Origin of the sequence: Paenibacillus rubinfantis (assembly GCF_001486505.1) — a bacterium.
Lineage (GTDB): Bacteria > Bacillota > Bacilli > Paenibacillales > Paenibacillaceae > Fontibacillus > Fontibacillus rubinfantis.
The window spans coordinates 275,435-298,705 of record NZ_LN909063.1 but is presented as its reverse complement, the minus strand read 5'-3'; the positions used below and the strand labels follow the sequence as shown (position 1 = coordinate 298,705).

The following is a 23,271-nucleotide window of genomic DNA, read 5'->3' as shown; positions in this document are numbered from 1 at the left end:
TGTATATACAAATCCGTCAATCCCCATTTTTCGACAAAAAAAAGAGCGTCCCTGTGCCAAATCACATGGCGGGTACGCCCTACTTGTTCGATCGCCGGCTTAGCCGATATAACCTTTTTCTTTCATCGCCTCATAGGCGGCTTTTTCGTTCTCATCTTTAACCTGATACTCCAATGTTCCATCTACGATTTTGGCGCAACGTCCGCCGAACGGTTTCAGGGATTCCTTGATCTCTTTGAGATCTGCAGTCCCTTTCAAGGGATAATTGACTTTCATAAGTCGTCCACCTCCTAAAGGTACAATTAACAAATGAGTCAGCTCGTCGATATGACAAATCTCACAGTAATTGCACCTCCCGCAGTCATGCAAAAAACCCCCGCGCCATAGATTAGGCGCAAGGGTTCCTATTAGAAGCTCGGAATAAAGCTTAACGCAGCGTTTTCAACGCGCCGCTCCAAGCGAGGACTTGGTCCAGCATGTCGTTCAAGTTCGTTTGATGCAGATCTGCCGGCTTGAAGACACTGTAGTTTTCGAAGTCGGTGAACAGCGAGAGGGCAACGTGTACGCGCACATCGGCTACCATCAGCTCGCCCAGGATCCCGCGCAGATGCTCAGCTGCACGAGCGCCGCCTACAGAACCATAGCTGACGATCCCGGCCGCTTTGTTGTTCCACGCTTCACGCGCATAGTCGAGTGCGTTCTTCAGAGCACCGGTGATGCTGTGGTTGTATTCTTGCACGATAAATACAAAGCCGTCCAAACCGTTCAGCTTGTTGTTCCAAGCGGCGGCTTGCTCACTGGCATCGGCTTCGCCAAGCAGCGGCAGTTTGAAATCCGCGATGTCGATGATTTCATAGTTTGCGTCGCCGCGGGCATCCGCATGCTTTTTCACCCATTCTCCGACCTGCGGGCTCACGCGGCCTTCGCGTGTACTTCCCAAAATAATCCCGATATTTAATTTAGACATGGTTTTTTCCTCCTCAATTGGTTTCGTTGCTCTACCTAACAATTTGCCCCAAAAACTCATCTGTCACACCACCAAGTATCCTTCCCGAACTTCTCCAATTGTTTAAATTTGGATTATTCGAACTAGAGATAATGATATCCGCCCCAGTTCCTTTTGTCAAGTAGCTTACAAAAAGTTTGTGAAATTGTTCCCTTTGCATCCAAATCATAACCACCCGTCCAACGGGTGGTTTGCTCTTGGGGTATAACCCCCTGTTACCAAACTGCGCCTAAAGACGCCAGCCTGACAACATGGTTGTTCAGGCTCAATGTAATTTGTCACCTTCACTCACCCGTTAAACGGGTTTATTTCTTTTTGCTGCTATTACTGCTAAACGGATCTTCGTATTCTTTTACACTCAATTTATCTATGGCTTGGTCGTGTGCTTCTTGTTCACGAATGTATTTGGCTACTGTGGCTTCATTTAGGCCTACTGTACTCACATAATAGCCCTCTGCCCAAAATTTTCGATTCCCATATTTGTACTTCAGTTGGGCATGCTTTTCAAAGACCATCAGCGAGCTTTTCCCCTTTAGGTATCCCATGAACGATGCTACCGATATCTTTGGTGGAATCGCGACCAGCATGTGCACATGATCTGGCATCATGTGACCTTCTAAAATTTCCACCCCCTTGTATTTACATAGACGTTTGAATATTTCGATCAAATCTTTTCTCACTTGATTGTAGATCTCTTTCCGTCTATACTTCGGGGTGAACACAATGTGGTATTTACACATCCACTTTGTGTGAGCTAGACTGTAATTCTTGTTTGCCATCTAAGACCATTCCTTTCATTTTGAGCCTGAACATCTCAATTTTATCGGAATGGTCTTGTTGGTCAAACCCTAGGTCCCTCCACCCGCATAGCGGGTGGTTTTTTGTTTCGCACGCTTCGCGAGCTCAACCGGCTAAAGCCGCAATAAAAGGCTGCCAAATCCGGCAGCCCTTGAATGGAGCGAGTTCGCTCCCTTATATATTCAAATATTCAGCCCTCTCCCGTGCGTACGAAGGCTTGTGTCCCGAGCGCCGTAGACAGGAAGAGGTACATGAAATAACCAAGCAACGCCCCTCCCGTATTCAGGAGCAGGTCATCCACGTCAAACTGCCCCATCGCCAGCAGCAGCTGGGCGCTTTCCAGACTTAGACTCACCGCGAATGCATACAGGATCGTCTCGATGCTGGAGATGCCTTTTTGGCGGAACATAACCCCCAGGAGGATCCCAAACGGGATAAAGAGAGCCACGTTACCGAAGACGTTCACCATATCATGTGGTGTCATCCCCTCCAGGCTCCGGGTAATTTCTTTTAAAGGAACCAGATTGCCTTGCTGCAATCTCCTGTAGACCAGTCCCGGAGAGTTCAAGCTAAATTCGAATTGTCTCCAAAGCACATCGAATCCGAAATCGTGAAACTTGAACAGAATGATTTTGACCAAGAGACCTAAATATAAGACAAACAGCACTCGAACCCCTGCGTACTTCAGCCAGCTTTCCGTTTCCATTGGATCTCCTCGCTTTCCTGATGTTCTCCCTCGCCGCTGTCTACTCGCGTACGGTTACGATGACTCCGTCCATGTTGTTGCCGGAAATCTCATATTGTCCCTGCACCGGTACCTGAAGGGTCCGATCCTTAGATACCGGGTAGTAAAACACGTGATACTTCTGGCCTTGCACCTTCAAGCTCACCGACTGTTGTTCCTTTAGGTAATCCATATATTGCTCCAGCACAAACCCGTTCTCCTGAATGATCGCACTATGCGGCAAACCAACATACCGGAAATGCCAAGGCTCGAACTGAATGCCTGTGATCGCCGTTTTGTCGTCCGGGTATCGTAGAATAAACCCATATTTCCACGCGTTCTTCTTCAACCATTGGCCTTCGGGAGCGCTGTTCATCTCTGCCTGGGAGGACCCGATATCCAGCGACAGTCCCAGGTTGTGCTCACTGTATCCGGCGGGCAGAGCCAGCTTGGAACCCATTTGGCGGTACAGCTCGTCCTGCTTCTGCTCATCCCGGTACCCGCTGCTGATCAGAAAATGATTGATTCCTTCTTTCCCGGCCGCCTTGACCATCGCAGTAAATCGCTCCGCCATCTGCGGCGACAACAGCACCTTGTTATCCAACACCCCAAATCCGTCGATCAACTCGGCGTTCCGAATCAAACTCACAGCTTCGCTGTCGGGGTGCAGCCCCTTCGGAACGGGATGGTCTTTGTTCACCAGCAGCAAATCACCTTGATACACCATCTCCTTGGTAACATCGATCGTTAGTCCCTCTTCGGCTCCGGCGGCAGACGAATCTGCGTTATAAGGTTCATTGATCTCTAATGGCTGCGTCTCGTCCTGCGGCGTCCGGGCCATACTCGCTTTAAATTTCGTAACCCCAAATCCCAGCAGCACCAGGATCATCAGGCAAAGAACCCACTTTTTCACGTTTGTTTCCTCCTAGCTTTTGTTCCTCTTTAGCATAGGTAAAATTACTTAAGAAGAACGGGGGCAAAAAATAAAGTTTTTCTTAAATCGGAGCTTCGCTTAGAATAGGGGGTAAATTCCAAGAGGAGAGGCGAAGTCATGGAAGGCCATCTACTAATCATTGAAGACGATCCAGCCATCAGCACGATGGTCAAGGATTACTTGGCCAAAGAAGGCTATCAAATTACCGTGGCTGAGGACGGCGAGCAAGCGCTTCGCGAGTTCGCATCCGCCAGCTATGATCTGATCTTACTGGATCTCATGTTACCCAAACGGAGCGGGCTCGACATTTTAGAGCAGATTCGAAAAGAAAGCCGCGTCCCGATTCTGATCTTGTCCGCTAAAGACGGCGAAGTCGAGAAGGCGCTGGGCCTGCGGCTGGGTGCAGATGATTATATCGCGAAACCTTTTTCCCTCATCGAGTTGGCCGCCCGCGTGCAAGCCTCCATCCGTCGGGCTACGTTATATTCGAACCCGGATGAAGCGGGTCAGACGCCGGAACTCAAACTGCTGTCCGTCGGGGAATTGACGCTGGATCCCGATAATTTTACGGTCACCAAGCGGGGGCAGGAGATCACGTTGACGTCCAAGGAATTTCAAATTCTAAAGCTGTTCCTTCAGCATCCAACCCGGGTATACACTAAAGCCATGCTCTATCAACTGGTTTGGAACGAGGACTATTTCAAGGATGATAACGTCATTAACGTACATATGAGAAGGCTGCGAGAGAAGATTGAGGACGATCCGTCAACCCCCCGTTATATTCGAACGCTTTGGGGAATTGGGTATCGATTGGGGGAAGGGTAAATGCTAGGTTACGGGTGGTTGCTGCTCCTTCCCATCGCTGTGCTGGTAATATTGTATCTCAACCAACGCAGGACGAACCTTGCGCTTCGCAAGGAGCTCGCTTATATCAACCGGAAGCTCATCCCCTTTACCGATCCTAAGCATCCCTTAACGCAGGAACGTATCCTGACCGTCACTCCCCTTCCCGAGCTGCGGGAATTGCTGCGGGCGATCAACGACCTGCTGGACCGAGCCGGCCAATCGGCCGCGGACTATGCTGGCATGGAGCGGGCGATGCGAATGATGTTATCCAACGTCTCGCATGATTTAAAGACGCCGCTGACCGTCATCATGGGGTATGCCGAGATGCTCTCCCAGCAGACCGACCTGTCGGAAGACGAACGCCGGCGGATGCTGGGGGAACTCTATAAGAAGACGGCTCAGGTCCACGAGCTGATCAACACCTTCTTTGATCTGGCTCGGCTGGAATCGGGCGATCTGGACCTCCCTCTATCGGTAATCGATGCGGGAGAAACCGGTCGCCAGCGGATCCTGGCTTACTTCGACCTTCTCTCCGAGCAAGGCTTTCAGGTCGATATCGATTTGCCGGAGCATCCGGTCTGGGTGTATGCCAATGAAGAGGCGTTATCCCGTATTCTGGACAACTTGCTGTCGAACGCGATGCGATATGGAGCGGAAGGCCGGTATTTGGGGCTGACGCTTCAGGCTTCGGAGAATCAGGTCTCCCTCCAGGTGATCGATCGGGGGCGCGGCATTTCGAGAACCGAACAAGCTCGGGTCTTCGATCGGATGTATACCATGGAAGACTCGCGCAATCGGAATATGCAGGGCAGCGGATTGGGACTGACCATCGCCAAGCGGCTTGCGGAGCGGCTGAATGGCACCCTCGAGCTGGAGAGCACGCCGGGAGTCCGCACCTGCTTTACCCTTACCCTCCCTCGTTCAAAGCGGGCCTGAGGGGGGCGTTGACGGTTTCCGTTCCTTTCCGTTCCGGACGTAAGAAAAAAGTAAGATCTATGACATAGAAAAGAGAGTTTCCCCAATTAAGCTAAGAGTACAGAAACAAGGGGAGTGAGAACATGAATGAAATCGTAAGAACGTATCAGCTAACCAAAAGCTACGGGACAGCAGAAGTAGTCTCCAGCGTAAACATGACCCTGCGCCGGGGCGAGATCTACGGATTTCTCGGACCCAATGGGGCCGGTAAATCCACGGTTATGAAAATGCTGCTGGGGCTGGTCAGACCCACCGGCGGGGAAATCGAGCTATTCGGGGAGAAGCTGATGCCCGGGGCTACGGAGCATTTGAAACGCATCGGCCATTTGATTGAAACGCCAGTGTTCTACGAAAAGCTGACGGCAGAGCAAAATTTGGAGCTGCATGCCGAGTATATGGGTTACTACAAGAAGGACGCCATTCGCGAGGCGTTGGAGATGGTGCAGTTGATCGGCACCCAGGATAAGCCGGTCAAACAGTTCTCTCTTGGTATGAAGCAGCGGCTGGGGATTGCGCGAGCCATCTCAACCCGGCCGGAGCTGCTGCTCCTGGACGAACCGATCAACGGCCTGGATCCCGAAGGTATTCAGCTCATGCGCCAACTCTTCCGTCGGTTGCGTGACGATTGGGGCATTGCGTTGTTGATTTCCAGCCATTTGCTTGGAGAAATTGAACAAGTGGCTGACACCATCGGCGTCATCGATGGGGGAAGACTGCTTCGCGAAGTCTCGATGGAATCCGTGCATGCCTCCACGACGGAATACGTGGAAATTGTGACTTCGAACGTAAATCTGGCTGCCTTTGTCCTCGTGGATACGTTAGAGGTTGAGAATATCAAGCGAATCGGCGACAACATCATCCGCATCTATGACACGAAGCTGTCCCAAGAGGCATTGACCAAAGGGCTAATCGCCAACGATGTGCCGATTCAATCGATCAACCGCAAACATCCGAGTCTAGAGGAATATTTCTTCGATATGGTCAAAGGAGGGGAAAGCCATGCTTCAACTTATTAAACTGGAACTCAAGAAGGGGCGCTTAACCAGCTACCTTTGGGGGGCGCTCATCGCTTACCTGTGCATTGCCGGAGCCATGTCGGTTATTTACTTCGCAGACCCCGCGAATCTCGAAGACCCTTCGTTTCGGAGTCAAGCCGAAATGTTGTCCATGATTGATCTGCTCGTCCGGGCAACCTTCATCGTATATGCCTCCGTGCTGTTATCGAAGCTGATCATCAGTGAATTCAAAGACAAGACGATCGCCCTGCTGTTCGCCTATCCGGTGAACCGTAAAAAGTTGATTTTCGCCAAGTTGGCGATGGTATTCGTCTGGACATTTGTTAATGTCATTGTCGCAAACCTGCTTGTGGGCGGCCTCTTTATCGGGATCAATTCGATCTGGGGGTATCTGTCCGACCCGCTGCAAACGGAAATGCTCCTTCAGCATGGACTCACCGTATTCATGCAGGCCTTCGGAGCTGCTGGGATGTGCTTGTTGCCCCTGGTCGCCGGTCTGCGGAACAAATCCGTTCCAACGACAATCGTATCGTCGATTGTGATCGTCATGATCGTATGCTCCAATAACCTTGGCTTCAGCCTGAGTTCCATCCTGGCGATTCCGCTGTCGCTGTCGGTGTTGGGGATTCTCATCACCTACCTCAGCTTCCGTAAGATCGATCAAATGGATGTGGCTTAACCGCATCTAACATTTCCAAGGAAAAGGCTTTCAATTTGGGCTAGATGGACACGCACTCCTCAAGTATGCTTAGGGTTGAGATGCTTACCAACCGCGAAGGGCTGCCGGCTTTTCCGTTTACGACAGAAGCATAAAAAAGCGCAAGTACCCGGGATTCCTTCCCTCGTACTTGCGCTTTGTTGCATGGTCCGCTGTGTTTACGCTCCGGCCGGCAGCTTCACCTGTACGCGGTAAGTCTTGCCCGGCTGCACGTCTCGCAGCACGCCGTCCGGCAGCAGCTCGCCTTCCGCGTATACCTCTGTCCCCGCCGCTGCCGCATCCCGCCGGATCTCGACATGCAGCGTAGCGCCCCGGAATTCGCGCGTGACCGCCGCCTCGTTCCAATGACTCGGCAGCTGCGGATTCACGCGGATGCCGTCCTTCGTGCCCTGCAGCCCAAACAGCCCGTCGATCAGGCAGCGGTACACCCACGGCACCGTTCCCGTGTTGAACAAATGGCTGGAACGCCCCGCCGTACGCGGGAACTGGCGATAAGCGCCGCGGTAATAGTTCGGGATAAACACCGGCAATTGCCCCCGCTGCACGATGTCCTCCACGTCCGGGCCGGGCAGCATTTTGCGCAGCAGCCGGAACGCGTCCTCCCGCTCGCCCACGACGTACAGGGCGTAGATGTAGAAGGCAGCGGCATGATTGTATACCGCGCCGTTCTCCGCCGAGCCCGGGTGCTTCTGCGTCACCCGGCCGACGTCCTCACGCATCGCCGTGTAGGAAGGGGCCAGCTTCTCGACGCCATACGGCGTCTCCAACTGTTCGCGTACCGCCTGCATCAGCTTCGCCCGCTTCTCCTCATCGGCCGCGCCGCTCAGCATTGACCAGCCCTGCGGGTTGATAAAGATCCGGCCCTCTTGGTCGGTGCTAACTCCAAACACGACGTTATCATCGGTGATGCCCCGTGCATACCACTCGCCGTCCCACAGGTAGCGGTTCACCGCCTCGTTGGTCTCCTCAGCCGCTGTGCGATACTCCCGCGCAACCTCCGGCCGCCCGCTGTCCTCGCAAATGCCAGCCCATACCTGGAACGCGTAGGCCGTCGCGATGGTCAACCAGCCGGACACGCCTTTGCCTTTGTAGCCAACCATGTTCATCGGATCGCACCAGTCGCCCTGATTAATATAGTTCAGCCCCCGCCCGTCGCGGTCGTTCCTCAGCCAACGCATCGCTTTATCGACATGGACATAGACGGGTTCGGCCTCCTCGCTGTCGGCATAAGCCACCTTCTCCTCCAGGATGGAGTAATCTCCCGTTTCGTCCAAATAGGTGCTGAGGCAAATCGGCAGCCACACGCAGTGGTCGGTATGCGGCACCTGGTTGATGTATTTCAGCTCGGCGTCCGGGTGCAGCACGATGCCGTCCGGCATGGCGCCGTTGGCTTTTTGCTGCCCGAGCGCCGTCAGGAACGAAGCCCGCGCCACCTGCGGCTTGATGTAGCTCATCCCCATATGATCCTGCAAATAATTGCGGGTTTGCGGATCAGTGGTCAGGCGGTTCGTTTGCCCGTGATAATAAATTTGCCGGGGCAGCCAGCGATTGACGAACAGATCGAGATCCGGGTCGGGAGTGGAGATCGTTAAGCAACCCCGGCCCTCCCGGATATATCGATCGTATTCCTGTTCCGCCGCCTGAAAGCCGTCCTCGCCGGTCCCGCCGGCCTTGCCGAAATACGTCCCCCGAATTTGCGCGATCTCCCGCTCATCCCGAGCCGGTCCAAACAGGAAGCGGTATTCCCGCGTTTCGCCAGCCGCCAGTTCCATCCGGTATTGCATCACCGCCACCGGCGTCTCGTAGCGCGCGTCTCCCTTCGCCAGCTCCGCCTGTTCCAGGGCGGACGGGCTTGCGATCCCGCCTTCGCCCTCGAACGCCTCCTGGTTGACCTCCCAGGAAGTTGGCGCTTGTTCGGCAATCAGGAACGTTTTGTCGCGGAAATTCTTGATCTTGTCGTAATCTTGATATTTCTGATACGGTGTCACCGAAGAGCAGACGATCGCCTGCAGCTCCTCATGATATTCGCCGGATTGGTTCATCCAGGACATATATCCAACGGTAAAGTAAGGGTAAACGCTCAGCTTCCGCGCCTGCTGCGACACGTTCGTCACCTTGACCCGCCAGAGCTCAAGCGGATCCTCCTTCGGCAAGCTGAGGCTCATCTCGATCAACACGCCCTGATGCTCCACCTTCCAGACGATCCGGCTCTGACCCAAGGCAAAGGAGTAACTATCGGTCTTCACCCGCACGGGTTCATACGGCGCAGAAAAAACGCTGTTGTTCTCCTCGTCCTTCACATACACGAAACGGCCCGGGTGATGCGCATAATACGGCTGTTCCGGCTGCATAAACGTCTTCGCTTCCAGATTCGGCGCATGCGAATACTTCGCCGGTTCCGGCTGCATGAACTGGGCGACCGCATATCCGCGACAGTTCATGTGGATCATCATCGTTTCGTTCCATAGGAATCCCGACGCCTTGGGCAGGATCGTAGGGCTCAGCAACTCGTAGAATTCCTGGTCCTCCGTGGCTCTGAACATGGTTCAACCTCTTTTCCGTGTAATCTTGTCTACTTGTCTACAACAAGTCCATTATACAACGGAAAGCCCTTTTTTGAAGCGTTTTCTTCCCTTCGCGCAGAAAAAAAGAGCCGAATTTCGCCGAAACGAAATTGACTCGATGGCCGCATGGCAACCCAAGCTTCTTTAGATAAACAGAAACGGAATCAGGAACAGCAATGCAATCGCCGCCCAATCAAACGCATAGGCGTTGTAAGCATACCCCGGATATCCTCCTCCGTAACCGTAACCCGGATACCCCGGTCCGTAGCCAAATGCTTTCGTTTGAACCTGGGCATTGGCTTTGGTCACGGCTTTATTCGCGCCCTTGCTTTTGGACTTCAGCTGATTCAGTTGCTTCTTGGCTTTGGCGGGCTGGGTGGAGAGAACATTGGCTTCCGAAGCGTATCCCCCGTTCAGTTGGATGCCGTTCTCGTTGACGTCCGTGATCGTGCCGATGTAATAGCGGCCATCCCGCATTACGGCACATACGGTTTTGCCGATGTGCGGTTTGCAGGTGTCAACGCCAAGCGGATAAATCTGCTGCATGGACTCGTGCCTCCCCTCTCGAATGCTCATTTATCCTATTCAAGGGCGGGTAATTTGCACAGGGCGGATGTCCCGGTCCTTGCATAAAATCCTTCGCCGGGGTCTTCCACAGGGATGGAAGCCTATCTTAATCGCGCTCGAAGCGCGGCGGCATATTCTGCTGAGAGAGGAGTGGCGGAGCTTCATAAAGGAGGGCAACAAAGGGATGAACTATCACGAAATCATCGCCGCCGTCGGGGAAGGTTCGGCGCATCCGGGGGGATACCAGGGAACCGTTGACTTCATCCGATTTGCTGGCATTACGCCGGGACTGCGGGTGCTGGAGGTGGGGTGCGGAACGGGCCGAACGGCCTGTCTGCTGACCCAATTGGGGGCTCATGTTACGGCCATGGATCACAGCGTCGTCATGCTGGAAAAAGCCGAGCGCCGGGCGCAACTCCAGCAGCTGCAGATCGAGTGGATTCAAGGCGATATCACCGCGATCCCGCTGCGGTCGGATACCTACGATGCGGTGATCGCCGAGTCGGTGACGGTGTTTGCCGCCGACCCGGTGAAGGCCTTCCGCGAATATCACCGCGTCCTGCGCAAAGACGGGCAGGTCTGGGATCGGGAGCTGTTCCGGACGTTGCCCCATCCGGCGCTGGAGCGGGAGATGCGCGAGCTGTACGGCAATCCGCATCTCCCGGACGCTGCCGCTTGGATGCGGATGATGCAGGAGGCTGGCTTCCGCAACGTTCGTCAGTGGGAGCCAGGAGCCGCGGCGGAGGAAGGCGTAAGCCCGAACGCAAGTAAAGACACGAACCCGCGCCAGGGCGGAGCTTCGTCCTTCGATTGGCAGAACGCCTGGGACCCGCACCGCATCCTCGACCTGGAGGCGCTGCAGGATCCCGCCGTCCGGACGTTTTTTAAAGAAAATGAAGCCTTTCTGCAACGCTACCGGGCACATCTGGATTACGGCGTGTTTATGGCGGAGAAACGCTAGAACAGATTGACATCCCCCTAACTTGAACCCGCAAAGAAGGGCACCCTGTACGGGTTTGTGCCCCCGCCCCAATGGTAACAATGAGTAGCATCCATTTTCCTGTGTTGTGCTGCTTAGGGGAGGTTAGGTGGGGACATGGACTTTAAAATTTCCAAATATCAATTGTTTACGATGACCTTCATCTTCCAACTGGGAACGACGATTATCTTCGGATTTGGCGGCGAGGCCGGTCGAGATGCCTGGCTGAGCGACCTGCTTTCCTTAACGCTTGGACTTGTCGTCGTTGCGATGTACACGGCTTTAAGGCACCTGAACCCGGGCTTAACGCTGGTTCAATGGTTCCCGGCCCAATTGGGGCGCTGGCTTGGCACGCCGATCGCGTTCTTATACCCGCTCATGTTTTTGTACCTTACGGGGCGAATTATCGCCGATACGAGAGATATGGTTTCGACCGCGATCTTACCCGGAACCCCGCTGCTCGTGATCACGGCCGTATTCACTTTGATTATCGCCTATTGCTGTTACGGTGGAATCGAGATCACTGCTCGGATGGGGGAATTGGTGTTTCCCATCGTTGTCCTCATGTTTCTGACCGAAACCATCCTGCTCATCGGCTCAGGCGTGCTGCACTATCATCATATCCTGCCGGTATTGGATGAAGGGTGGGCCCCCATTTGGGATGTCGTGTATCCGAACGGGATCACCCAAGGATTTGGCGAAACCATCGCCCTCGCTATGTTCTGGCCGGATGTCAAAGACCAAGGGAAAATCACCAAAATCACTCTGCTCGCCACCTTGTTGTCCGGGTTTATGATCGCCAGCTTTGATGTTTTAGCTATATTGGTCTATAACGATTTGTTTTCCCGTTTCGTATATCCGCTCTATACTCTGCTGGGTGTGATCAGCGTAGGGAATTTCGTCGAGAACCTGCAGATGTTTGGCATTCTTTATTTTTTTGCGACGGCATTGATGAAAAGTGCTCTTAACCTGCTCGCCGCACTCCAAGGCATTCAGCAGCTCACGAAGATGAAGGGCTACCGACGCTTGATCCTCCCGGGAGCCGGCGCCGCCCTCATCCTGGGGATGACGATGTCCACGAACATCAGCGAGCATATTTACTTCCAACACTATAAAATCCTCGTGCCCTATTTCTGGGTACCGATGTTTTTAGGGATTCCGGCACTTCTGCTGCTCTTGTCTTGGATTCGAACCTTGGTACGGAAGAAATGACCGACCGTGGAGCCCTTCATTTTTGAATATTCCGCTCCTTCAGGTGCAGCGAGGGACCCGTGACGCCAATTCTCCGGATCGTCAGGTCCGCCTTCACGGACACCTCCGCTTTCCGGAATTCCGCGTCCCAGTCCTCTCTTAGGGATTTCCAGCGTGACGGGTACTTTCGATGGATCACCTCGCCAAACTCGAATACGTCGGCTCCAAACTCCTCTTGCACCTTGGTAATCGTTTGGGATACGCTTGTTTCCACTTGCTTCTCCAACGCTTCCTCGGCGATGGTAAGGTTATGCGGCTGCATGAGATCTAGATTCGTATTATTCTCGCGAATCATCCCCTGCCCTTTTAAAATGACCTGGATCTTGATCTGATCGCCTTCAAACCTCGGGAGCACCTTGCTCCTGAGCTTATTCAGATCCAAGCTCACTTCGCCTTCTTCCTCCTCGATTGGGGCTGTAACGATCAGCTTACTTAGTTCCCCCTTAATCCATCGCAGCAATTTCCCTTCGCTCCCTTTGATATATCCGAGCAACTTCAGCTCATTGTCGAAAATCGCAGTCCCTGCAATGCGAAAGCCCTCTCCCCCCGAGCTTCCGTCTTGATCCGTGTCCTCCGGCCCCGTCGTGTCCGAACCTATCGCAATGGCCGGCAAAGCCGGACAGTTCCCATCGCTAATCGAAGAGATCAGCAAGTTGATCAAGCCCATTTCCTTGAGCGTGCCGATCTGGCTGTATTCCTTTAAAGCTCCTATACCTGGGATGTCCTCCAGCGGATAGGCCACATTTAGAAATTCTTTAGCCGTCCCTCCCTTGACGATAAAAACATCGCTGCGCAGCTTGAGATTCGGATCCCGGCTATACGTGTCGAGCACCTTTTTCAGCCCCTTGCGAGCCTGTGCCTCTCCAATCACAATCACGCGCCGGTGGGCGCGGTAGACTTGCCGGGACAGCTTGGTTTGCATTTGCTGCACCGCATCCAGCGTGTCCTTCCCTATGCCGGACATGACGAAATACGGCTTATCCTGGCCGCCGCCCCCACCGCCGGAGCTGCCGCCCTCGGCGCTGCCCATACGAAAAGGGGCGATCACCTGCGCACTGATCATCAGGTCTTCGTTCTTGGCTGTATCGATCCCCCAGGCCAACTCCAGCGCGAGATCGTTCACCTCCGAGCTGTCCCAGCAGCCCGCCGACAGTACCAACGTCAGGAGGGCCAAAGCAACCCTTCCAACTTTCCGCATTGGATTCATGATTCGTTCCTCCCCCGATCCGGGCTCGGCTGCTGGCCTTCCGGCACACGCCGTTTATTCCCTGCAGTGGAGAGCAAGGGGCGTCGATGCATGCTCCATCGGGGCGCACGGATCCATACATCCTTCATGTTCTCGGGAGTATGGGGCGAGATCGGCGTCATGTATGGAACTCCAAACGAACGGAGGCCCAGAAGATGGATGACGATGAGAAACATGCCCGCAATAACCCCGTACAAACCCAGCACACCAGCTAAAATCAACATCGGAAACCGCAGCAACCGGAAGGCCGTCCCGAGATTGTAACGTGGAATCGCAAACGAGGCGATCCCCGTCGTGGCCACGATAATCACGACCGAGGCGGACACGATGCCGGCTTGAACCGCGGCTTGTCCGATGACAAGCGCACCTACAATGCTAACCGCCGAACCAATCGGCTTCGGCAAGCGGATCCCCGCTTCGCGGAGGCCTTCAAACATAAACTCCATGAGCAACGTCTCGATTACGGTTGGCAGCGGAACCCCTTCCCTGGCCGCGGCAACGCTGATCAACAAATTCGTCGGAACCAACTGCTGATGGAAGGTAGTCAGCGAGACGAACAGCGACGGAAACAGCAGGGAAATGTTCAGCAAAGCAAAGCGAATCAGTCGAATAAACGACGTATATATGGAACGCTCATAATAGTCCTCCACCGCTTGTAACCCGGACCAAAAGGACATCGGAGCAATCAGGACAAACGGCGTATTATCAATAAAAATGGCGATCTTCCCCTCCAGCAAGCTGGAGCAGACGACATCAGGCCGCTCCGTATTTTGAATTTGGGGAAAAGGAGACCAGGGTACATCTTCGATGAATTCTTCGATATACCCCGATTCCAGCACCCCGTCAATCTGGATGCGTTCCAGCCGCTGACGGACTTCTTTTAAGACCGATTCCGATACGATCCCCTCAAGATAGGCAATGACAATATCGGTTTTGGAGTATTGGCCCAGGGTGAGGGACTCCATCTTGAGCTTCTCGCTGCGAATCCGTCTGCGAATCAGACTGGTGTTCGTTCGCAGGGCCTCGGTAAATCCGTCTCGGGGTCCGCGAACAGACAGCTCAGCACTAGGCTCCTCGATAGCCCGCTTCTCAAAGCCCCCCAAACTGAGCAGCAACACTTGAGGCTCCCCGTCGATCAGTACGGCGAGCTCGCCTTTGAGGATGCTTGCCACGATATCATTGATCTTCTGAACCGGCTTGACCTGAGCAACAGCGCCTAGCCGATCCTTCAACAGCGTCCCGAGCGATCCTGCGTTCTCCGCACTGCCAGGCAAACCCTCAAACAGCAGCGGCTGCAAGGCAACTTGATTCAGCATGTCCGCGTTAACCAGCCCGTCGACATAAACCAAGAGCACCCGGGCTTGCTCGGGAATCGTAAACGAACGATAGATGAGATCGGAACTGTTACGGAATATTTGTTTAAGAACCTGCTCGTTGGCAGAGAGATCGTCGGAGATTTCATCGGTTTGGTCACTGCGCGGCGGGCGGCCCAATGGATTTCGCGGCACCGTTTTGTTTTTGGATTTCATCCGCATCGGAATCTTCATCACTTTGCTCCTCCATCCTGATGATGTTAGTATTCCGGTTAGGGAATCAATCATGCAAATGATGGATTCCCTGCATGAAAAAGGGGCTTGTTCCAAGGTAAATCCACCTTAGAACAAGCCCTTTCGCTTACCGCGCACTGCGCAATTATTGCGGGGTCGGGGTGATCGCACTCTCTTGCGGAGCCTGGCTTCTCGCTTTCAGGAAGACGTTTAGCCGCTCGGAGAACAGCCACATCGCTGCGGCCGACAACACGATGTACACCGGGAACACGCCAATCGTGGAGTGCGAAGCCAGGAATCCCAGCAGCGGCGGCATAAACGTGCTGCCGGTGTACGCCATGGCCATCTGGAAGCCCATGATCGTCTGCGATTGCCGCTTGCCGAATCGGACCGGCGTTTCATGCAGCATACAGGGAAAGATCGGAGCGAGTCCAAGGCCGATGATCAGTAAGCCGACCAGCGACAGGGTTGCGGGGAGCGGCAGCACCAGCACAACTGCACCGAGCAGAGCAATAATCTGGCCTGCGCGGATCATCACGCGGTTACTCAATTTAAACGTGACGAACCCGGCAATAAAGCGGCCTACCGTGATCCCGGCAAAATACAGCGAAACCCAACTCGCCGCCGTCGCCGCATCCACCCCTTTGATGCCAACGAGGTAGCTGCTGCCCCATAGGCCGACCGTCGATTCCACTCCGCAATAAAACAGAAACGAGGCGAGGGCTAGTTTGACGCCGGGAATCCGCAGCGGTTTCACCGATCTGGCGTCCGGCGGCTCTGCTTCCCCCTCGCTTGGCCCCTCCTTCCGGGAATCGCCGGCGATCCGGGCCACACGATCCCACAGCGGCAGCGTGAGGAACAAGATCACCACCAGCGCGAATTGGATGATCGCTACGGTCAAGTATCCGCTCCGCCACGGGCCCCCGCCGGAGATGAACCCGGCCATAATAACCGGCCCCAGTGTGGCGCCAACGCCCCAGAAGCAGTGCAGCCAGCTCATGTGATGCGCTTTGTAGTGCGCGGCCACATAGTTGTTAAGCCCGGTGTCAACCGCCCCCGCACCCAGGCCAAGCGGAATCGCACAAACGCCAAGCCAGAACACCGACGGCGCCGCCGAATAGCCAAGCAACGCCGCGGCGGTCATCAGACAGCTGACTAGCGTCACCTTGCCCGTGCCGAACCGGCCCAGCAGCGATCCGCTGGCCAAGCTCGAAACGATCGTGCCGGCAGCTACGATCATATATAATACGCCGGCGGTGCCTAGCGGAGCTCCCAGGTCGCCTCGAATGATCGGCCAGGCCGAGCCCAGCAGCGAGTCGGGCAGCCCTAAGCTAATAAAGGCCAAATAAATGATCAATAAAAAAAATGTCGCCATTTTTGTCTCTTCTCCTTCTCCTTCTCCTTCTCCTATCCAAATCAAATCATCAAGGTGAGCCCCAGATGCGTAAGACCATTCAAATAATCGCGCCGCCAATCGCTCATCATCAGCCGAGGCAGATGCTCCGCCGGAACGTATTGCGCGCTCTTCGCCTTAATGTCGTTCAGCAAGGACACGCTGACTTCATCATGGCAAAACACCACCGTATGCGGGTTGATTATTGCAGTACACGCCGCGATCAGTCGGCTGACGGCATCCGCTCCCGCTTCGCCTACCCTCGCGTAGCCGGGTCCCTTAGGGGGGCGCGTCTGCAGGGCCTGCCCGAAATTCCGCTCCTCGTATTGCGGAACGTAGGAAACCTCCCCCGAGAAGAACGTATTCCCCCGCACGACATCCCCGTTAATCAGGATCCCCGCCCCCGGTCCGTTCTGGCCAAAATAGAGGTACACCAGCGACGGATTATCGCTCGAATCGAGGCTGCGGGAATAACCCATTACCGCAGCGTTCATATCATTCTCCACGGCGGTGGGCAGCCCAAACCGCCGCTCTAGAGCGCCCTTCAAATCAAAGTGTTGAAGCGCCTCGTAATCGGGGATATGAATGATCCTCCCTTGATTGACCGCCCCCGGCACGCCGATCGCCAGCGATCGGATCTGCGGAAAACGGCGGATGCACTCCTCGATCAGTTCGGCAAGGCTGTCGCCCGCATCCGTCAACAGGCATGGGCCTCGACCTTCATCTTTCACTTCCCCGCGGCAGTTGTAGACGATGTAGTTCGATTCCGTCCGCTCCAGGAACACGGCAAGGCCCAGCATATACTCCGGGTTGTATTCATACCGCTCCGCCCGTCTGCCGCCGCTGGAATTATCCATTCCGACGACCGCGATCTCCCCGGTATCTTTCATTTCGGCCAGAAATTTGCTGACGGTCGGAAAGCTTACCCCCAGCTTCGCGCTTAGCTCCGCTTTTGTTGCGCTGCCCAGAGCCAGCAGGGTGGACCGGATGCCGCTGTGGATGAGTTGCTTCATGTCTTTGGGAGTCGCCGGCAGTTCGGTCATTTAAGCACCTCCACTTACTTTTTAAACATCTTTAATAAGTCAACGTCAGCGTACCATATCCAAACGAAGAGGGGAAGGGGAGGGAAGAAATTTTCTTGCCGCCTACGGCTCGTATTCGCTGAGCTTCCCTTCGTACACGAGCTGCAGCCGGTCACACTGCCGAAAATCGTCCGGTGTCACCAGCGCGGGCAGCTTGTTCCACAGCTTGATCCCCGAGCGCTCCAGGATCTCCGCCACGAATTGCGAGCAGAAATAGGAGTTGCTAAACTCAATCGGCTCCTTCAAAGCGATGCCGATGATACCGAGAATGTTGTACAGGAACTTTTGCCGTTTGCGGATAAACAGCTGGAGCACACGTTCCATTTTTTCCACCTCGCGCGGGGTGACCTTCAGCTCGTAAATGACGCAGGTCGTGTTCGGATATTTGCTGAACGTACCGGTCTTGATATCCTCTTTCACAAAGCCGCCGTTTAACGGGTTGTTCGGATGCTTCCGCCCGAAGCTGTACAGCTCCGACAGCTCGCGATTAAACGAGATCGAGGCATGGTTGTAGGGCGCCCTCGTGTATCCTTTGATCATTTTGGTAAAAAGCGTTCCCGTATTCGTAAGCAAAATAAACACCGAGCATTCCGCGGCCATGGACGAAATTCCTCTTCTCCCAGGTAGACTAATTATGGACTATTCCTCCATAATAACATATGATTCCTTTGGTGGAATCTACCTCCTGAGGAAGTTGGGATTTGACATGTTAAACAACCTGCAATGGACGATGATCGTGATCTTCGTGGCCTTGGCGGCCATCCACCTCATCTGTTTCGTCCTTAAGCGGAAGCATTCCGGTGACGAGACGTATCTTGCCTTTCGCCAGCGCTTGCGCACCTGGTGGGGCATGTGGCTGATTCTCTGCCTGGCGACCTTGTTTAATCCGGTCGTGTCGCTGCTTGCGGTGATGCTGCTGTCTTTTTTCGCGTTAAAAGAGTATTTCTCCATGATCCGTTCACGCAAATCCGAGCGCCGATTGTACTTATGGGCGTATCTAGCGATTCCGGCCCAATTCTACTGGGTTTTGATCGAGTGGTACGGGATGTTTATCGTCTTTATCCCGGTGTACGTGTTCCTGTTCCTGCCGCTTCCCCGCATGATCAACAAAGGAACGGCCGGATTCTTGCGCAGCGTGAGCCGGGTTCAATGGGGCTTGATGCTGATGGTGTTTGGTCTCAGCCATCTCGCGTATTTTCCGTTCGCCACGTCGCAGTATGGGGCCGGTCTGGTACTCTATCTGGTGGTCCTGACCCAGCTCAATGATATCGTTCACTATGCGGCTTCGTCGTACTTCGGCAAACGCAAGGTTGTGCCGACGGCCAATCCGTTCGTGACGTGGGAAGGCTTCGCCTGCTCGTTTGCGGTGACGTCCATCACGGCTTACTTCCTGGCCCCGGTTCTGACGCCGCTGGGGGCTTCGTTTGGCTTGTTCGCCGGGATGCTGATCGGGCTGGGCGGCTTTATCGGCAGTACCACCATCTCCGTGCTGAAGCGGGATTTGCTCATCGGGGATGACGACAAGGCCCAGGCCTTGAAGAAGAGCTACCTGAGCCTGGTCGACAGCTTAACGTATACGTCGCCGGTCTTCTTTCACGTGACGCGTTATTTCTTTGATTTCATGTAACATAACCTATCGATAACATTTAGGCGGTATAGCGGATAAGCATCTCTCATTCCGCACGACACGGCCTCTATTTCCCCGGTATCGTGCAATCCTAAGGGGGAATCGCTCATGGTGACCGCTATCATTCTCATCGTACTTACTTTGCTGCACATCCCGTCGGCCATCATCTCGGGGCGCAATGAAGCGCGAATCAAAGCGCAGGGAGGCCGCGAATACGGACAAACCCACAGCCGCGCGCTCATCGTCGTGCAGTTTCTGATTTATGTGGGCAAAAAGAGGCTTTCCGAAGTGTCTCCACCTCGGGAAAGCCTCTTTCTTTCGCGCTCGCTAGAACCTGCATTAGGTCCACCATAGCTCCTTCGGATAAGCCGCGTCTCCGATGTAGACGGGCTCGCCGATTTTGGGCGTGGCGATGGGCACGCCTAGGCGTTCCGCTTCGGCGGTTGCGCGGCGGACCGGATCGTTCCAATCGTGCAGCGACAAGGTGAAGGCCCCCCAATGGATTGGAACAAGCAAGCCTCCCTGTACATCTATGTGGGCCTGAACCGTCTGTTCCGGCAGCATGTGGATCTCGCTCCAACGCGGATCGTATTGACCGCATTCCATCAAGGCCAGATCAAAAGGGCCATACTTCTCGCCGATCTGCTTGAAATGCGGGCCATATCCGCTGTCTCCGCTGAAGAAGACCTTCCGCTCCGGAGTGGCGATCACCCAGGAGCACCATAGGGTGCCGTCCCGGTTCGTGAGCCCCCGGCCCGAGAAATGGCGGGCGGGGGTGCTGGCGAGCTTCAAACCGTTCCATTCCAGCTCCTCCCACCAGTCATGCTCGCTGATTCGTTCCGGCGCCACACCCCACCGTTCCAAGTGGCTGCCGACCCCCAGCGGGACAAAGAACCGCCCGACCTTATCTTTCAATTTCCGGATCGTGCCGTAATCCAAATGATCGTAATGGTCATGGGACAGGATCACCGCATCGATCTCCGGCAGATCCTCCGGCTCGACCGGCAACTGCCGGTTATACCGCTTGCCGCCGAAAGGAGGAACCGGCGTGGGCGACGGCCCCAGCATCGGATCGAGCAGGAGGCGCTTGCCTCCGAGATGCAGGAGAAGTGCCGAGTGACCTAACCAGACGACCTTGTCGCGGTCTAGGTCACTCAGCGTTTCTGGCGTCAACGGCATGACCGGCAGCTGCCGATCCGGCCTCACCCGCGGGTTGCCGCGCAGGTAATCCCTTAGCAGCGAAACCATATTGCCCGACGAGGGCTGAAAGGAGGCCGTTGGCTCGGTGTAGGCGAACTTCTTGCCCTGCCATTGCGGAGACAACGCGTAACGCGTTCTTTGGGCAGCCGTAGCCTTCCCGCCAAAGGCGGGGTACAGCCGGAGAAACAACGAAATACCGATGAGAAGTACGAGTAAGATCCCTAAAGCTATGTACATGTAAGATACCGCCTTTTCCTGTGTAAAGAGTAAGAGTGGATCAGGATGGATGGATTCAAGCAGAGTATACTGCATGACGGGGGGTGTTGCCAAATGAGGGGAAGCGCTCACCTACTTAAAAAAGAAATAGACCGCCCAATCACCAGGGAAACGGTCTATTTCTGATCGTGCAGCACCAAGAATAAAGCCGACGATAATGTTACCACATTCTGCTGAACTTATACAAGGCGTAGAAGAAGGGTAGGCGGTCACCGCACCCAGGTTACGATATCGTCCAGCGCCTGTCTCGATTTCGGACGTGGTTCCCTTACGCGGTAGCCGAAGGCGGCGAAGCAGGCGATGCCAAACCGGTCGTCCTCCAACAAACCTTCTTCCCGGAGGAGCTGTTCCGCCTGTACTTTGTCGAACCCTTCGATTGGACAGGAATCCACCCCGATCAGCGCCGCAGCTGTCAGCATGTTGCCCAGTGCGATATAGGCCTGTTTACAGGACCAGTCGAACATCGCGCGGTCGCTTTCGAGCAGACGGAAGTCGGACTCCTGAAAAGTACGATAATTGCCGGTCAGCATCTGGTCGACGATCTCCTCGGGGATGTGGTGAACCTCTTTCATCATATGGGTGACGTAAGGGGCATCGTATCTCAGATCCTTTATCGTCCGAGCCAAAATAACAACAAAATGGCTGGCGGTCGGCAATTGTCCTTGGGCTCCCCAGGAGATGGCGCGAAGCTTCTCGCGGAGCTCCGAATTCTGCAGGACGACGAATCTCCACGGCTCCAAACCTACCGAGCTGGGAGATAACCGAGCCGCCTGCAGGATAAACCGAAAGTCTTCCTCGGGAAGAGTCCGGTCGGGATCAAATTGCTTGCAGGCATGACGGAATTGATAAGCCTCCAAGATGGCTTGTTTAGCTTCGGACTTGTCCAGTTTCTCCATTAGACTCATAACGAAAATTCACTCCTCCACGTAAAAAGGTTGCAACCCTTCCGACTTATTAGGTCCCGCAAAACGTCCGGTACGGCCGGTCGCAAGCAGCCGGCAGTTCTGCGTATTCTGCCTGTTCCGGCGTATGGGCGTAGGGTTGCTGCAAAGCGTCCAGCAAACGCTGCATCACGCTGTAATCGTCTCGCTCTACAGCGGCTTCTAAAGCTTCCTCTACCCGATGGTTGCGCGGGATCACCGCCGGGTTGCTGCGCCGCATCGAATCGCGGACCTCCTCTTGGGATTCGGTCTGGCTGGCGAGCCGCGCCTGCCACCGCGTAAGCCATTCCACCCACTCGGGGGTGCCGGCCATCGGCGGCTCCTCCAGCCGGCCCAAGGTCAAGGCAAGGAACGTATTGGTGAAATCGGCTTGATGCCGGTGCATCAGGTCGAGCAGGTCTTTGACGAGGGCGGGATCCTCGTCCTGTTCGCCAAACAACCCCAGCTTCGACCGCATTCCTTGCAGCCAGGCGGCCTCAAACTGCCAAGCAAAGCCTTTCAGTGCCTCTTCGGCGAGTCGGACAGCCTCATCCTCCTCCTCGTGCAGCAGCGGCAGCAAGCTCTCGGCGAATCGGGACAGGTTCCATACCGCAATGGACGGCTGATTGCCGTAGGCATATCGGCCCTGACGGTCGATGGAACTGAACACGGTCGCGGGGTCGTACGCGTCCATAAAGGCACATGGCCCGTAGTCGATCGTCTCGCCGCTCAGGGCCATGTTGTCGGTGTTCATCACGCCGTGGATGAAACCGACGAGCTGCCACTTGGCGATCAGCGCGGCCTGACGCTGAGTCGCCTCCCGCAGCAGCGCCAAATAGCGGCCGGATTCGCCGGTGTCGGCGAGCTCGGCCAGCTCCGGGTAATGGCGCTGGATCACGTAATCGGCGAGCGTGCGGACGTCCGCTGGCTCGCCAAATTGCGCGGCGTACTGGAACGTGCCGACGCGCACGTGGCTGGCCGCTACGCGGGTGAGAATCGCCCCGCGCAGGCTCTCTTCGCGGACCACCGTCTCCCCGGTGGTCACCACCGCCAGGCTGCGGGTCGTCGGAATGCCCAGCGCGTGCATCGCCTCGCTGATGATGTACTCCCGCAGCATCGGGCCCAGCGCGGCGCGCCCGTCGCCGCCGCGCGAACGCGGCGCGCCCGTCGCCGCCGCGCGAATACGGCGTCCGGCCGGAGCCCTTGAGCTGGATGTCAAAGCGATCGCCACCAGGCGCGATCTGCTCGCCGAGCAGCAGGGCCCGGCCGTCCCCCAGCATCGTGAAATACCCGAACTGGTGGCCCGCGTAAGCCTGGGCCAGCGGCTCCGCCCCGGGCGGCAATGCGTTGCCGGCGAAGACGGCTACGTTCTCTTCGCTCCGCAGCGCCTTCGCGTCCAAGCCCAGCTCCGCCGCCAGTTTGTCGTTCAGCACGATCAGTTTCGGCGACCGAACCGGCTTGGCCTCCTGCTTCGTGTAGAAGAACTCCGGCAAGCGGGCATACGTATTATCGAAATTCCATCCGGTTTGCAGGTTTCCGTTTGATTCGCTCATCGGCTTCTCCTTCGTGTTTCGTTTTTTCGTTTATCGTTTTATCGGTTAT

Annotated in this window: 22 protein-coding genes and 1 pseudogene; 8 read left to right on the top strand and 15 right to left on the bottom strand. The window is 55.2% G+C overall.

Going from position 1 to position 23,271, the window contains the following annotated elements; all coding sequences use genetic code 11:
• Window positions 1-99: 99 nt before the first annotated feature.
• The 5 genes from BN3277_RS25720 to BN3277_RS06450 all read right to left on the bottom strand — a co-directional run bounded on the left by BN3277_RS25720 (window position 100) and on the right by BN3277_RS06450 (window position 3,441).
• The gene (locus BN3277_RS25720; RefSeq protein ID WP_178022269.1) at window positions 100-276 is read right to left on the bottom strand and encodes a hypothetical protein; all 177 of its coding nucleotides are present in this window, start codon (window positions 274-276) and stop codon (window positions 100-102) included.
• Window positions 277-427: 151 nt separating this feature from the next.
• Window positions 428-967, bottom strand: coding sequence for an NADPH-dependent FMN reductase (locus BN3277_RS06465; protein WP_059041456.1), 540 nt, complete (start codon window positions 965-967; stop codon window positions 428-430).
• A gap of 344 nt (window positions 968-1,311) precedes the next feature.
• Window positions 1,312-1,785 carry an IS200/IS605 family transposase gene (tnpA, locus tag BN3277_RS06460; protein WP_059040449.1) on the bottom strand — a complete coding sequence of 158 codons (474 nt, stop codon included), beginning with the start codon at window positions 1,783-1,785 and terminating at the stop codon, window positions 1,312-1,314.
• A gap of 209 nt (window positions 1,786-1,994) precedes the next feature.
• Complete coding sequence (locus tag BN3277_RS06455; RefSeq protein ID WP_059041455.1) at window positions 1,995-2,510, bottom strand: VanZ family protein; 516 nt, start codon at window positions 2,508-2,510, stop codon at window positions 1,995-1,997.
• Between the two features lie 40 nt (window positions 2,511-2,550).
• A complete protein-coding gene (locus BN3277_RS06450) occupies window positions 2,551-3,441 on the bottom strand; it encodes a M15 family metallopeptidase (protein WP_059041454.1) in 891 nt (296 codons plus the stop codon).
• A gap of 138 nt (window positions 3,442-3,579) precedes the next feature.
• Here BN3277_RS06450 and BN3277_RS06445 point away from each other — a divergent pair, with 138 nt between their 5' ends.
• From BN3277_RS06445 to BN3277_RS06430, 4 genes are all read left to right on the top strand, one after another.
• Entirely contained in the window at window positions 3,580-4,287 is a 708-nt protein-coding gene (locus BN3277_RS06445) for a response regulator transcription factor (RefSeq protein ID WP_059041453.1), read from the top strand.
• Window positions 4,288-5,244 carry a sensor histidine kinase gene (locus tag BN3277_RS06440; protein ID WP_059041452.1) on the top strand — a complete coding sequence of 319 codons (957 nt, stop codon included), beginning with the start codon at window positions 4,288-4,290 and terminating at the stop codon, window positions 5,242-5,244.
• A gap of 122 nt (window positions 5,245-5,366) precedes the next feature.
• A complete protein-coding gene (locus tag BN3277_RS06435) occupies window positions 5,367-6,299 on the top strand; it encodes an ATP-binding cassette domain-containing protein (protein WP_059041451.1) in 933 nt (310 codons plus the stop codon).
• Window positions 6,283-6,978 (top strand): ABC transporter permease, encoded by a 696-nt coding sequence (locus tag BN3277_RS06430; RefSeq protein ID WP_059041450.1) that lies wholly within the window; start codon window positions 6,283-6,285, stop codon window positions 6,976-6,978. Before BN3277_RS06435 ends, BN3277_RS06430 begins: the two co-directional genes overlap by 17 nt.
• A gap of 197 nt (window positions 6,979-7,175) precedes the next feature.
• Here BN3277_RS06430 and BN3277_RS06425 read toward each other — a convergent pair whose 3' ends face one another.
• Window positions 7,176-9,560: a GH36-type glycosyl hydrolase domain-containing protein gene (locus BN3277_RS06425; RefSeq protein ID WP_059041449.1), complete on the bottom strand. Its 2,385-nt coding sequence runs from the start codon at window positions 9,558-9,560 to the stop codon at window positions 7,176-7,178.
• Window positions 9,561-9,725: 165 nt separating this feature from the next.
• On the bottom strand, window positions 9,726-10,127 hold the full coding sequence (locus tag BN3277_RS06420; protein WP_059041448.1) for a hypothetical protein: 402 nt from the start codon (window positions 10,125-10,127) through the stop codon (window positions 9,726-9,728).
• Between BN3277_RS06420 and BN3277_RS06415 the strand changes: the two genes are divergently transcribed.
• Entirely contained in the window at window positions 10,126-11,109 is a 984-nt protein-coding gene (locus BN3277_RS06415; protein ID WP_082691346.1) for a class I SAM-dependent methyltransferase, read from the top strand. The genes BN3277_RS06420 and BN3277_RS06415 overlap by 2 nt on opposite strands.
• A 135-nt stretch (window positions 11,110-11,244) precedes the next feature.
• Window positions 11,245-12,339: a GerAB/ArcD/ProY family transporter gene (locus tag BN3277_RS06410; protein WP_059041446.1), complete on the top strand. Its 1,095-nt coding sequence runs from the start codon at window positions 11,245-11,247 to the stop codon at window positions 12,337-12,339.
• 16 nt (window positions 12,340-12,355) lie between these two features.
• On the opposite strand, the gene BN3277_RS06405 is transcribed toward BN3277_RS06410, so the two are convergent.
• The 5 genes from BN3277_RS06405 to BN3277_RS06385 all read right to left on the bottom strand — a co-directional run bounded on the left by BN3277_RS06405 (window position 12,356) and on the right by BN3277_RS06385 (window position 18,246).
• Window positions 12,356-13,585: a Ger(x)C family spore germination protein gene (locus tag BN3277_RS06405; protein WP_449289968.1), complete on the bottom strand. Its 1,230-nt coding sequence runs from the start codon at window positions 13,583-13,585 to the stop codon at window positions 12,356-12,358.
• On the bottom strand, window positions 13,582-15,153 hold the full coding sequence (locus BN3277_RS06400; protein ID WP_059041805.1) for a spore germination protein: 1,572 nt from the start codon (window positions 15,151-15,153) through the stop codon (window positions 13,582-13,584). Before BN3277_RS06400 ends, BN3277_RS06405 begins: the two co-directional genes overlap by 4 nt.
• Before the next feature lie 163 nt (window positions 15,154-15,316).
• Window positions 15,317-16,546, bottom strand: a complete 1,230-nt coding sequence (locus BN3277_RS06395) for an MFS transporter (protein ID WP_059041445.1) — start codon at window positions 16,544-16,546, stop codon at window positions 15,317-15,319.
• Window positions 16,547-16,587: 41 nt separating this feature from the next.
• Window positions 16,588-17,607 carry an ROK family transcriptional regulator gene (locus BN3277_RS06390; RefSeq protein WP_059041444.1) on the bottom strand — a complete coding sequence of 340 codons (1,020 nt, stop codon included), beginning with the start codon at window positions 17,605-17,607 and terminating at the stop codon, window positions 16,588-16,590.
• 102 nt (window positions 17,608-17,709) lie between these two features.
• On the bottom strand, window positions 17,710-18,246 hold the full coding sequence (locus tag BN3277_RS06385; RefSeq protein ID WP_059041443.1) for a hypothetical protein: 537 nt from the start codon (window positions 18,244-18,246) through the stop codon (window positions 17,710-17,712).
• 106 nt (window positions 18,247-18,352) lie between these two features.
• On the opposite strand from BN3277_RS06385, the gene BN3277_RS06380 reads away from it, so the two are divergent.
• On the top strand, window positions 18,353-19,273 hold the full coding sequence (locus tag BN3277_RS06380) for a phosphatidate cytidylyltransferase (RefSeq protein WP_059041442.1): 921 nt from the start codon (window positions 18,353-18,355) through the stop codon (window positions 19,271-19,273).
• A 108-nt stretch (window positions 19,274-19,381) separates the two neighbouring features.
• Window positions 19,382-19,627 carry a hypothetical protein gene (locus tag BN3277_RS06375; RefSeq protein WP_059041441.1) on the top strand — a complete coding sequence of 82 codons (246 nt, stop codon included), beginning with the start codon at window positions 19,382-19,384 and terminating at the stop codon, window positions 19,625-19,627.
• On the opposite strand, the gene BN3277_RS06370 is transcribed toward BN3277_RS06375, so the two are convergent.
• The 3 genes and pseudogenes from BN3277_RS06370 to BN3277_RS06360 all read right to left on the bottom strand — a co-directional run bounded on the left by BN3277_RS06370 (window position 19,613) and on the right by BN3277_RS06360 (window position 23,222).
• On the bottom strand, window positions 19,613-20,710 hold the full coding sequence (locus tag BN3277_RS06370; protein ID WP_059041440.1) for an MBL fold metallo-hydrolase: 1,098 nt from the start codon (window positions 20,708-20,710) through the stop codon (window positions 19,613-19,615). The two genes, BN3277_RS06375 and BN3277_RS06370, sit on opposite strands and share 15 nt — an antisense overlap.
• 248 nt (window positions 20,711-20,958) lie before the next feature.
• On the bottom strand, window positions 20,959-21,654 hold the full coding sequence (locus BN3277_RS06365) for an NAD(P)H-dependent oxidoreductase (protein WP_082691344.1): 696 nt from the start codon (window positions 21,652-21,654) through the stop codon (window positions 20,959-20,961).
• 49 nt (window positions 21,655-21,703) lie between these two features.
• Window positions 21,704-23,222 (bottom strand): annotated as a pseudogene (locus BN3277_RS06360) (protein adenylyltransferase SelO).
• Window positions 23,223-23,271: the final 49 nt, after the last annotated feature.

Coding starts and splice junctions, on each gene's coding strand:
- BN3277_RS25720 (WP_178022269.1), bottom strand. CDS start 276: ATGAAAGTCAATTATCCCTTGAAAGGGACTGCAGATCTCAAAGAGATC.
- BN3277_RS06465 (WP_059041456.1), bottom strand. CDS start 967: ATGTCTAAATTAAATATCGGGATTATTTTGGGAAGTACACGCGAAGGC.
- tnpA (WP_059040449.1), bottom strand. CDS start 1,785: ATGGCAAACAAGAATTACAGTCTAGCTCACACAAAGTGGATGTGTAAA.
- BN3277_RS06455 (WP_059041455.1), bottom strand. CDS start 2,510: ATGGAAACGGAAAGCTGGCTGAAGTACGCAGGGGTTCGAGTGCTGTTT.
- BN3277_RS06445 (WP_059041453.1), top strand. CDS start 3,580: ATGGAAGGCCATCTACTAATCATTGAAGACGATCCAGCCATCAGCACG.
- BN3277_RS06440 (WP_059041452.1), top strand. CDS start 4,288: ATGCTAGGTTACGGGTGGTTGCTGCTCCTTCCCATCGCTGTGCTGGTA.
- BN3277_RS06435 (WP_059041451.1), top strand. CDS start 5,367: ATGAATGAAATCGTAAGAACGTATCAGCTAACCAAAAGCTACGGGACA.
- BN3277_RS06430 (WP_059041450.1), top strand. CDS start 6,283: ATGCTTCAACTTATTAAACTGGAACTCAAGAAGGGGCGCTTAACCAGC.
- BN3277_RS06425 (WP_059041449.1), bottom strand. CDS start 9,560: ATGTTCAGAGCCACGGAGGACCAGGAATTCTACGAGTTGCTGAGCCCT.
- BN3277_RS06415 (WP_082691346.1), top strand. CDS start 10,126: ATGGACTCGTGCCTCCCCTCTCGAATGCTCATTTATCCTATTCAAGGG.
- BN3277_RS06420 (WP_059041448.1), bottom strand. CDS start 10,127: ATGCAGCAGATTTATCCGCTTGGCGTTGACACCTGCAAACCGCACATC.
- BN3277_RS06410 (WP_059041446.1), top strand. CDS start 11,245: ATGGACTTTAAAATTTCCAAATATCAATTGTTTACGATGACCTTCATC.
- BN3277_RS06405 (WP_449289968.1), bottom strand. CDS start 13,585: ATGAATCCAATGCGGAAAGTTGGAAGGGTTGCTTTGGCCCTCCTGACG.
- BN3277_RS06400 (WP_059041805.1), bottom strand. CDS start 15,153: ATGAAATCCAAAAACAAAACGGTGCCGCGAAATCCATTGGGCCGCCCG.
- BN3277_RS06395 (WP_059041445.1), bottom strand. CDS start 16,546: ATGGCGACATTTTTTTTATTGATCATTTATTTGGCCTTTATTAGCTTA.
- BN3277_RS06390 (WP_059041444.1), bottom strand. CDS start 17,607: ATGACCGAACTGCCGGCGACTCCCAAAGACATGAAGCAACTCATCCAC.
- BN3277_RS06385 (WP_059041443.1), bottom strand. CDS start 18,246: ATGGCCGCGGAATGCTCGGTGTTTATTTTGCTTACGAATACGGGAACG.
- BN3277_RS06380 (WP_059041442.1), top strand. CDS start 18,353: ATGTTAAACAACCTGCAATGGACGATGATCGTGATCTTCGTGGCCTTG.
- BN3277_RS06375 (WP_059041441.1), top strand. CDS start 19,382: ATGGTGACCGCTATCATTCTCATCGTACTTACTTTGCTGCACATCCCG.
- BN3277_RS06370 (WP_059041440.1), bottom strand. CDS start 20,710: ATGTACATAGCTTTAGGGATCTTACTCGTACTTCTCATCGGTATTTCG.
- BN3277_RS06365 (WP_082691344.1), bottom strand. CDS start 21,654: ATGAGTCTAATGGAGAAACTGGACAAGTCCGAAGCTAAACAAGCCATC.